Below are 9,760 nucleotides of genomic sequence, written 5' to 3'. Positions count from 1 at the left end.
ACTAAAGCCTTTTACTCCGATTTCGCTCATTTTCTTAAGCTTGTTCTCGTCAATTCTAGTCATAGCGTCAAAAAGAACCTCGCCTGTTTCAGGATCAACAATAGACTTTGCCAAGTAGCGGTCAAGAAGTACTTCAAGAGGGTATTCAACCTCTTTTAGACCATCTTCAATAAATTTTTGTGACTTCTTAGCCGAGAGTCTTTTTCCTGAAGCCAAAAGAACAGTGCCGTCTTTGTCAATAAGGTCATAAGTTAGTCTTGCAGAGTAGTCATTTGGATTAAACGACATAAGAAATTTATTATCTACAATGCTTATATTTTGAATTGGATAAAATAGTTTTAAAATATCTTGCTTTGAGTATCCAAGTGCGCGGAACATAATAGTTACAGGAACTTTACGGCGCTTATTAATTCTCATATAAAGAATATCTTTTGGATCATACTCAAAATAGAGCCATGAACCGCGGTCTGGAATAATCTGACCCGTATAGATAAGTTTGTTGCCCGCAGTTGTTGACTCTTCTTCTTTAAAAATAACACCCGGTGAGCGATGAAGCTGATTAACAACGACTCTCTCAACACCATTGATAATAAAAGATGTTCTCTCAGTCATTAAAGGAATATCACGAACAAAGATACTCTGCTCTTTAATATCTTTAACGCCCAATTTCTCTTTAGTGTTTTCATCTCTATCCCAAAGAATAAGACGCGTTTTCATTCTTAAGCTTACAGCATAAGTAAGACCACGCTCCATACACTCTCTGACCGTATACTTTGGCTTACCTATTTCACTGCCAATATACTCAAGCGTCAATCTATTTTGAGAGTCATGTATAGGAAAAACTGACTGAAATACTGTCTCTACACCGCTTTGCGACCTCTCTTTTTCATCAAGCATTAAGAACTTGCCGTATGAACTTTGTTGTATTTGCAGCAGGTTTGGTACTTCTATCTGTTGAGGAGTTTTAGAGAAGTCTACACGAAGACGGTTTCCGGAATATAAAGTGTTTAACATTGGCTACCTCGATGAGTTGTTTTTAAGACTTAATCTTTATTGATTAAGGTGTCATATCTAGGCGTCCCTAGACAATTTTTTTGAGCTCGAAATCAGAGCTTGTTTTATAGTGCTTATTAACGACGTAAGGGCACTTTTACGAAGAGATTAAAATCCATTCGTAAAAGCGCCCAAAATTGAGGAGCAACAAAAAATTATTTGTGCTGCTCCTCCACAGTAGTAATTATTTAACTTCTACTTTTGCGCCAGCTTCTTCAAGTTGCTTTCTAGCATCTTCAGCTGTCTCTTTGTCTACGCCTTCTTTAATTGTTGAAGGTATATTTTCAGTTGCTTCTTTAGCTTCTTTTAGTCCAAGACCTGTAAGAGCACGAACAACTTTAATTACGTTAATTTTCTTATCACCTGCATCAGTAATAATAACATTGAATTCTGTTTGCTCTTCAGCAGCAGCTCCACCAGCTACAGCACCACCAGCCATTGCAACAGGCTGTGCAGATACGCCGAATTTCTCTTCAAACTCTTTTACCATTTCAGAAAGTTCTAGTACAGAAAGTCCTGAAATAAACTCTAATACATCTTCTTTAGTTATAGCCATAATTTTTCTCCATTATGAAATTTTATTTTTGATGATTTAATCATCTCTTTGTTAAAAGCTATTAAGCTTCCTCTTTTTTTTGTCTTAACGCGTCAAGTCCGATTGTAAAGCATGTAATCGGTGCCATCCAAGTAGCAGCAAGCATAGCAAGAAGCTCTTCACGACCAGGAAGTTTAGCAAATGCTTCAACTTTAGCAGCGTCAGCAGGTGCACGATCAACATAAGCAGACTTAATCACAAACTTATCGTTATCTTTAGCAAAGTCAGCAGCTATTTTAGAAGTAGCGACTGAGTCAGAACCCCATACTAAAATATTAGTGTCTTTTAATTCAACACCAGTTAGTTCTGCATTGCTTAATGCGATCATTGCTAAAGTATTTTTAACAACTTGAACTTTTGCATCTTTTGCACGAGCAGCTTTTCTCAAAGTCTCAAGACTAGAAACACCAAGTCCTTTATAATCACAAAAAATTACACTTTGAGCCTCTTTGAACTCATTTGAAAGTACTTCAATAATTTCAGCTTTTTGTGTTTTTGTCATAGAATATCTCCTTTCCAGACAATACTTCAACAGGAATACCAACTATTAATCGGCAGATTAAGCTTTCGCTCCTATATCTTCAGTCCATAAAATGCAGTTACCAAAGTAGTAACTTGATAGTGCTTTACGAATAAAGCACTAAAAATCACTCTCTTATTTAATGTCAGCCAATTGCATAACATCAAGTTTAATAGCAGGACTCATTGTTAAACTAAGTGCGCCATTTTTGATATAGCGACCTTTTGCAGTTGAAGGCTTGTGCTTATTGATAGCTCTTACAAAAGATGATAGGTTTTCTGCAATTTTATCAGCATCAAAACTTGCTTTGCCGATACCTGCATGTATATTTCCTTTTTTATCAACACGGAAATTTACCTGACCACCCTTAACATTTTTAACAGCAGTTGCAACATCTGGAGTTACAGTACCTGTTTTAGGGTTAGGCATCATACCTTTTGGCCCTAGAATACGACCAATTTGACCAACTAGTCCCATACAATCAGGTGCAGCAACAACTACATCAAAATTAAAGATTCCATCTTTGATTTGTTGTACTAAATCATCAGTACCAACTATATCAGCGCCTGCTGCTTTTGCTTCATCAGCTTTAACGCCCTTAGCAAAAACTGCAACACGAACAGTTTTACCGGTTCCGTGAGGAAGAACGATAGCACCACGAATCATCTGGTCTGCATGTCTTGGATCTACATTTAGGTTTAATGCAATTTCAACAGTCTCATCAAACTTTGCACTTACTAGGTTTTTAACTACAACTGAAGCTTCATCAACACTGTGTGTCTTTGTAACATCAATTTTTTCTATTAATTGTTTATATCTTTTACTCATTATGAAATTCTCCTATGAAATTCTGCCACAAAATTTTGTATCACTGTGGTCGATGATATTTATTTCTAGTCTACTACTTCTATACCGATTGAACGAGCAGAACCGGCGATAATATTAGCCGCCATCTCTTTATCATCAGTGTTTAAGTCTTCGATCTTTCTATTTACAACTTCCATAAGCTGCGCACGAGTAATCTTTGCAACTTTGTTTTTAAGTGCATTGTCCGAACCTTTTTTAAGTCCCGCAGCATTCATCAAAAGTGCTGATGCAGGTGGTTGCTTTGTGATAAAAGTAAAACTTTTGTCAGTATAAACAGTGATAATAACAGGAACTTTAAATCCCATCTTATCTTTTGTTTTTTCGTTAAATGATTTAGTAAACTCCATGATGTTAACACCACGTTGTCCTAAAGCTGGTCCAACCGGTGGTGCAGGTGTTGCTTTACCGGCTTCAATTTGAAGCTTAATGTAGCCTAATATTTTCTTTGCCATCTATTTTCCTTTTTATTATTTTAATTAACGCAATCTGAACAAAGTCCAGCTTGCTACGCTAACGCTAAGTTTTCTTCAGCAGAACGCTCGCGCGACTAGTCGCTTTAAACTACGCTAACATTAAACTTTTATAAAAAAATCTAATGTTAGCGTAGTTTATTACCAATTAAATTATTTTTTCAACTTGGGTATAAGCGATATCAACCGGAGTTGCTCTACCAAAAATTGAAACGTTAAGTTTTAGAGTTCCATGCTCTAAATCATACTCATCTACAGTTGCCGTAAAGTTTGCAAATGGACCATCCGTAATACGAACAGTTTCACCACTTTCAAAATATACCTTTGGCTTAGGTGCCGCTCTATTTTGAACACGGTCAAGAATAACACTAATATCATGCTCGCTTAAAGGTGTCGGCGTATTTGCCTCGCCGATAAATCCAGACACCTTTGGAATAGTCTGGATAAGATGTTGTATCTCTGTGTTAAGATCTATTCTTGCGAAAACATAACCCGAGTAAAGAGATCTCTCAGATATTTTTTTCTTGCCGTCTTTTACCTCTATAACATCTTCAGTAGGAACAATAACGTCTGTTATTCTATCCTGGAGTCCCATCTCTTCAATCATATTTAAGATTGCTAAGCGAACTGTTCTCTCATTTCCATATGTCTGTATAGAGTACCACTGATGATTACTTTTTTTTTCCTCCACTGCTACTCCTTATCCTAAGATTGCTGACATAACTGATGACATTATCAAGTCAATCAATGCTAAAAAAGCAGCTATAACAGCAACAACTATTACAACTGAAATATAAGCCTGCTTTACTTGACCTTTTGTAGGAAAAATAACTTTGCTTAGCTCTATTTTCGCATTTCTGATATGTGTACCTAAATTCATTTAACTTTCCTAATACTCATTAATTACAGATAAAGCTCTGTAGCTTTACAAATAATTAATGTGGCAGGCGTAGAGAGATTCGAACTCCCAACACCCGGATTTGGAATCCGGTGCTCTAACCGTTGGAGCTACACGCCTATTTTAAACAAAAAAAGCCAAGTCAAAAAGACTTGAGCTTAAGTTGCAACTATATTAGAGTTTCATCTCTTTGTGAACAGTATGCTCACGACAAAACTTACAATATTTTTTTACTGAAAATTTTTCAGTATGAGTTTTTTTGTTTTTAGTTGTGTGATAGTTACGACGAGTACACTTCTCACATCCTAAATGTATTGCTTCTCTCATGTTATTAACCTTATTAAAGGATTAATGCAAATTCGCTAAAGCGAATTATGCAATAATCTCAGCTACAACACCAGCACCAACAGTACGTCCACCCTCACGGATAGCGAACTTAGTACCTTTTTCCATAGCGATTGGGTGAATTAATTCAACTGTAATACTTACGTTGTCGCCTGGCATAACCATCTCAGTACCCTCAGGTAGAGTAATTGCACCTGTAACGTCTGTAGTACGAACATAGAATTGTGGACGGTAATTTGTGAAGAATGGAGTATGACGACCACCCTCTTCCTTACTTAGTACATAAATCTCAGCTGTAAATTTTGTATGTGGATTAATTGTGCCTGGCTTACAAAGAACTTGACCACGCTCAACATCATCTTTACCGATACCACGAACAAGAACACCACAGTTATCTCCTGCTAAACCTTGATCCATCTCTTTACGAAACATTTCAATACCAGTAACAGTAGTTTTTTGAGTATCACGGATACCTACGATTTCAATTGTATCACCGATTTTAACTGTACCACGCTCAATACGACCAGTAACAACAGTTCCACGTCCAGAGATTGAGAAAACATCCTCAACTGGCATTAAGAACTCTTTGTCAACTTCACGAAGTGGCTCAGGAATGAATTCATCTACAGTTTTCATTAGTTGTTGTACTTTAGCAGACCATGGTCCAAGAGTACCACTTTTAGCTTCAGCAAGAGCTAAAGTTGCAGAACCAGCAGTGATTGGAGTATCATCGCCTGGGAAATCATACATATCTAATAGTTCACGAATTTCCATCTCAACTAATTCAAGAAGTTCTTCATCATCAACCATATCTTCTTTGTTCATGAAAACAACCATGGCAGGAACACCAATTTGCTTAGAAAGAAGAATGTGCTCACGAGTTTGTGGCATCGGACCATCAGCTGCAGAAACAACTAGAATAGCACCATCCATTTGTGCAGCACCCGTAATCATGTTTTTAACATAATCGGCGTGACCTGGACAGTCAACGTGTGCATAGTGACGATTATTTGTTTCATACTCTACGTGTGAAGTTGCGATTGTAATACCACGCTCACGCTCTTCAGGAGCATTATCGATTGCATCATAATCCATCATTTTTGCACCGTTAGTTACTGCTAATACTGCAGTAATTGCAGCTGTCAATGTTGTCTTACCATGGTCTACGTGACCAATAGTTCCAATGTTTACGTGCGGTTTATTACGCGAAAACTTTTCTTTTGCCATAGTGTCCTCCGACTTAATTTGTGAATAGAAATGGAATTATACCCAAAAATTATTCAATTATTGCTTAAATTTTATCTATACTCTATCTTATGGAGCTCACGAGCGGATTTGAACCGCCGACCTCTTCCTTACCAAGGAAGTGCTCTACCCCTGAGCCACGAGAGCATAGTAGATATAAAACAAGCAATAATTGCATAATTTTTTTTAAATATTTTAAATATTAGTAAATTTTTGTGTAGATAGCTATGTAAATTATAGAACAATACTATAAATATACAAATCATAATATGAAGTAGGTTGAATTTGTACTTCAGCTTCCAGAATGTTTCAATGGAGCGGGTGAAGGGACTCGAACCCTCGACCCTCAGCTTGGAAGGCTGACGCTCTAGCCAACTGAGCTACGCCCGCATGTGCCATTGAAATGGTGGTGAGAAGAGGAGTCGAACCTCTGAACCCGTAGGGAGCGGATTTACAGTCCGCCGTCGTTGGCCACTTGACTATCTCACCATAACAATATATGTTTTGTCCGGTCTAACACTGTTTCTAATATTCTCAAATTCAATGGTGCCGACACGAGGATTCGAACCCCGGGCCTGCTGATTACAAATCAGCTGCTCTAGCCAACTGAGCTATGTCGGCATCGAATTTGAGCCAGAATTATAGTGCAATATATTTTCAATGTCAAGAGTTTTTTATTAATTATTTGTCGAATCCAACTCTTTAAGTAAAATTGGTTATTATCTGCTCACATATTTCTTATTTTATATATATTGTAAAGGTTGTTTTTAGATGTTAAAGATTTTATTTTCACCCGCTGAGGGCAAAAAAATCGGAGGAGATGAGGATAAAAAAGAGCTATTTGGTTCTAATAGTGCAAGAGAAGGTATACTAAATGAGTACAACACTATTGTCAATAGCGGCAATAATGATGCCATAAAAGAGCTATTTGGCTTTAAAAAATTTAGCGACTGCGAAGCATATATATGTGATATTTTCAACTCGCCTCTTATGTGTGCGATTGAGCGCTATAACGGTGTGGCTTATGAGTATCTAGATTTTGACTCACTTCAAACAGAAGCAAAAGAGTATCTTAAATCAAATACAATCATATTCTCAAACCTTTACGGAGCGATTTTAGGCGGAGATACTATAGCTAACTACAAAGTAAAGCAGGGGAACAATGTAGGCAGTTTTATACCCGATAAGTTCTACAAAGATAGATTTTCCTATCAACTTGAACTCTACCTCGCAAACTGTGAGATTTTGGACTTGCGCGCTGGATATTATGATAAATTTTATGAAGTTAAAAAGCCCTATACCACGCTGAAGTTTTTAAAAGAGGGCAAAACCGTAAGCCACTGGGCAAAGGCCTACAGAGGATTGGTGCTTAGAGCAGTTGCGCAAAATGAGATAAACTCGATAAGCGAGTTTATGTCTTTAGAGATAGATGGTCTAAGCGTTGCAGAGATTAAGGTAATAAAAAACAGAACCGAGATTGTTTACAATATTACAAATTTATAACTCTATTTTTCTCAACCTTAAAGAGTTTGCTATAACAGAGACCGAGCTAAAGCTCATCGCTGCTGCGGCTATCATCGGAGAGAGCAGCAAACCAAAAAATGGATAGAGAACTCCTGCCGCAATAGGAATTCCTGCTGAGTTGTAAAAAAAGGCAAAAAAGAGATTTTGTCTGATATTTCGCATTGTCGCTCTGCTTAATACTCTGGCTCTGACTATGCCTCTTAAATCGCCTTTTACCAAGGTAACACCGGCACTCTCCATCGCAACATCAGTTCCAGTTCCCATAGCAATGCCGACATGTGCAAGAGCAAGTGCAGGTGCATCGTTTATACCGTCACCCGCCATTGCAACGATATGTCCTTGTGCTTGGAGCTTTTTAATAATCTCTGCTTTTTGCTCAGGCAACACTTCAGCATGTACTTCATCTATGCCAAGTTTTTTTGCGACAATTTCTGCCGTGGTTCGGCTATCGCCTGTTAGCATGACTACTTTTATGCCTTGTTGATGTAAATTTTGAATGGCTTCTGCCGTGTTCTCTTTGATAGGGTCGGTAATGGCAATGAGACCGACTGCTTTTGAGCCAACGGCAACCAACATAACAATTTTGCCATCAGAGCGTTCTATATCTGCTTTTTTTGACAATTCAACTGCGTTTATATTTAAACTCTCAAACAGTTTTAAATTACCGACTGCAACTGTCTGCCCATCAACTTCACCTGTTATTCCCATGCCGCTTATAGATTTGAAATTATCAGATTTAACCAACTCTATTTTTCTATCTTTCGCACCATTTACAATAGCTTCTGAGAGCGGATGCTCACTCGCTCTCTCCAAACTAGCAACCAAACGTAAGAGTTCATTTTCACTAATTCCGTCTTCTACATGTATGTTTACCAGTTTAGGTTTTCCTTCTGTCAATGTTCCTGTTTTATCGACTACCAGAGTATCAACTTTTTCCATTATTTCTAAGACTTCGGCATTTTTGATTAATACCCCGCTTGTAGCACCTCGTCCTGTTGCTACCATTATAGAGATTGGCGTAGCAAGACCGAGTGCGCACGGACATGCGATAATAAGTACAGAAACAGCACTGACGATAGCATAAGCCAAACGAGGTTCACTTCCCCATATCCACCAAACAAAAAATGTTATTACGCTGATACCGATAACAGCCGGAACAAAATAAGAAGAGACAACATCAGCAAGTTTTTGTATAGGTGCACGAGAACGCTGTGCATGTGAGACCATATCTATGATTTGTGAAAGCAGAGTATCCGCACCAATCTTTTGGGTTCTCATAAGAAGAGTACCGCTTGAGTTAATAGTAGCGCCTATAAGTTTCTCGCCTGCAAACTTTTTGACCGCAATCGGCTCACCTGTAACCATTGACTCATCTACACTGCTTTGCCCCTCTGTGACCACTCCATCAACCGGAACTTTCTCTCCTGGACGAACACGCAAAATATCTCCGACTTGAACCTTCTCCAGCGCTATATCTTCTTCACTTCCGTCATCTCTAACTATCCGTGCGCTGTTTGGAGCAAGCTCTAGCAAAAGTCTGATTGCTGCGTTGGTTTGAGAGCGAGCGCGCAACTCAAGCACCTGCCCTAAAAGCACAAGCGTTGTGATTACCGCTGCCGCTTCAAAATATACATGTACCAAACCATCACTCATCTGCATCATAGGCGGAAACATATGCGGCATAAACAAAGCGACTACACTGTAGGCCCAAGCAACGAATACACCTATAGCAATCAGCGTAAACATGTTTAAATTCATAGTTTGCAGAGATTTGTAACCTCGGACAAAGAACGGCCAGCCACCCCAAAAAACAACAGGTGTGGCTAGTAAAAACTCTATCCACTGAACCATTTTCATGCTTAAGACACTCGGTAATAATGAAGGCAATAAGTCTGAAATCATTGCTAAAACAAACACAGGAATAGAAAGAGCCGTACTAACCCAAAAACGACGACTCATAGATATGAGTTCTTCATTCTTTTCTTCTACTGCTTTTGCGACAACAGGTTCAAGTGCCATACCGCATTTTGGGCAGGAACCTGGATGATCTTGAACTATTTCCGGATGCATAGGGCATGTGTACTGAGTGGTTTGAAGCTCTTTTTCGTAAGTTTTTTGAATATCTATAGAACAGGTTTCTTCATCGTCACAGATAGATGTACTCTCTTCTTTTAAATATTTTTGCGGATTCTTTTTAAACTTCAAAAGACACTGCTCGCTACAAAAATAGTAATCATCTCCAG

General features: G+C 38.3%; 10 protein-coding genes, 5 tRNA genes and 1 pseudogene. 1 reads left to right on the top strand and 15 read right to left on the bottom strand.

The features are described from left to right. The 14 genes and pseudogenes from RQ763_RS05660 to RQ763_RS05595 all read right to left on the bottom strand — a co-directional run. Window positions 1–1,014, bottom strand: a pseudogene (locus RQ763_RS05660) (DNA-directed RNA polymerase subunit beta); the annotation flags it as partial. Between the two features lie 223 nt (window positions 1,015–1,237). Continuing rightward, a complete protein-coding gene (gene rplL, locus RQ763_RS05655; RefSeq protein WP_294929078.1) occupies window positions 1,238–1,609 on the bottom strand; it encodes a 50S ribosomal protein L7/L12 in 372 nt (123 codons plus the stop codon). Between the two features lie 61 nt (window positions 1,610–1,670). Next, complete coding sequence (rplJ, locus tag RQ763_RS05650) at window positions 1,671–2,150, bottom strand: 50S ribosomal protein L10 (protein ID WP_314151680.1); 480 nt, start codon at window positions 2,148–2,150, stop codon at window positions 1,671–1,673. Between the two features lie 153 nt (window positions 2,151–2,303). Beyond that, window positions 2,304–2,996, bottom strand: a complete 693-nt coding sequence (rplA, locus tag RQ763_RS05645; protein ID WP_314151679.1) for a 50S ribosomal protein L1 — start codon at window positions 2,994–2,996, stop codon at window positions 2,304–2,306. A gap of 65 nt (window positions 2,997–3,061) precedes the next feature. After that, window positions 3,062–3,487, bottom strand: a complete 426-nt coding sequence (gene rplK / locus RQ763_RS05640; RefSeq protein ID WP_294929088.1) for a 50S ribosomal protein L11 — start codon at window positions 3,485–3,487, stop codon at window positions 3,062–3,064. A 166-nt stretch (window positions 3,488–3,653) separates the two neighbouring features. After that, window positions 3,654–4,196 (bottom strand): transcription termination/antitermination protein NusG, encoded by a 543-nt coding sequence (gene nusG / locus RQ763_RS05635; RefSeq protein WP_314151678.1) that lies wholly within the window; start codon window positions 4,194–4,196, stop codon window positions 3,654–3,656. A 9-nt stretch (window positions 4,197–4,205) separates the two neighbouring features. Next, a complete protein-coding gene (gene secE / locus RQ763_RS05630) occupies window positions 4,206–4,385 on the bottom strand; it encodes a preprotein translocase subunit SecE (protein WP_137011690.1) in 180 nt (59 codons plus the stop codon). A gap of 61 nt (window positions 4,386–4,446) precedes the next feature. Continuing rightward, window positions 4,447–4,523: transfer RNA gene (locus tag RQ763_RS05625), tRNA-Trp, on the bottom strand. A gap of 54 nt (window positions 4,524–4,577) precedes the next feature. Then, window positions 4,578–4,730 carry a 50S ribosomal protein L33 gene (gene rpmG / locus RQ763_RS05620; RefSeq protein ID WP_137011688.1) on the bottom strand — a complete coding sequence of 51 codons (153 nt, stop codon included), beginning with the start codon at window positions 4,728–4,730 and terminating at the stop codon, window positions 4,578–4,580. A gap of 45 nt (window positions 4,731–4,775) precedes the next feature. Further along, window positions 4,776–5,975 (bottom strand): elongation factor Tu, encoded by a 1,200-nt coding sequence (gene tuf / locus RQ763_RS05615; protein WP_314151676.1) that lies wholly within the window; start codon window positions 5,973–5,975, stop codon window positions 4,776–4,778. Between the two features lie 90 nt (window positions 5,976–6,065). Then, window positions 6,066–6,140: transfer RNA gene (locus RQ763_RS05610), tRNA-Thr, on the bottom strand. 166 nt (window positions 6,141–6,306) lie between these two features. Then, window positions 6,307–6,383 (bottom strand) — tRNA-Gly (locus RQ763_RS05605). A 14-nt stretch (window positions 6,384–6,397) separates the two neighbouring features. After that, window positions 6,398–6,482 (bottom strand) — tRNA-Tyr (locus tag RQ763_RS05600). 55 nt (window positions 6,483–6,537) lie between these two features. Continuing rightward, window positions 6,538–6,614: transfer RNA gene (locus RQ763_RS05595), tRNA-Thr, on the bottom strand. Between the two features lie 150 nt (window positions 6,615–6,764). On the opposite strand from RQ763_RS05595, the gene RQ763_RS05590 reads away from it, so the two are divergent. Beyond that, window positions 6,765–7,496 (top strand): YaaA family protein, encoded by a 732-nt coding sequence (locus RQ763_RS05590; RefSeq protein WP_314151675.1) that lies wholly within the window; start codon window positions 6,765–6,767, stop codon window positions 7,494–7,496. Here the strand turns inward: RQ763_RS05590 and RQ763_RS05585 are convergent. Beyond that, on the bottom strand, window positions 7,491–9,760 hold a 2,270-nt coding region (locus RQ763_RS05585; RefSeq protein WP_409932359.1), incomplete at its 5' end, for a heavy metal translocating P-type ATPase. The two genes, RQ763_RS05590 and RQ763_RS05585, sit on opposite strands and share 6 nt — an antisense overlap.

This window comes from Sulfurimonas sp. (assembly GCF_032250635.1).
GTDB lineage: Bacteria > Campylobacterota > Campylobacteria > Campylobacterales > Sulfurimonadaceae > Sulfurimonas.
This window is presented reverse-complemented; position numbering and strand designations above follow the sequence as displayed.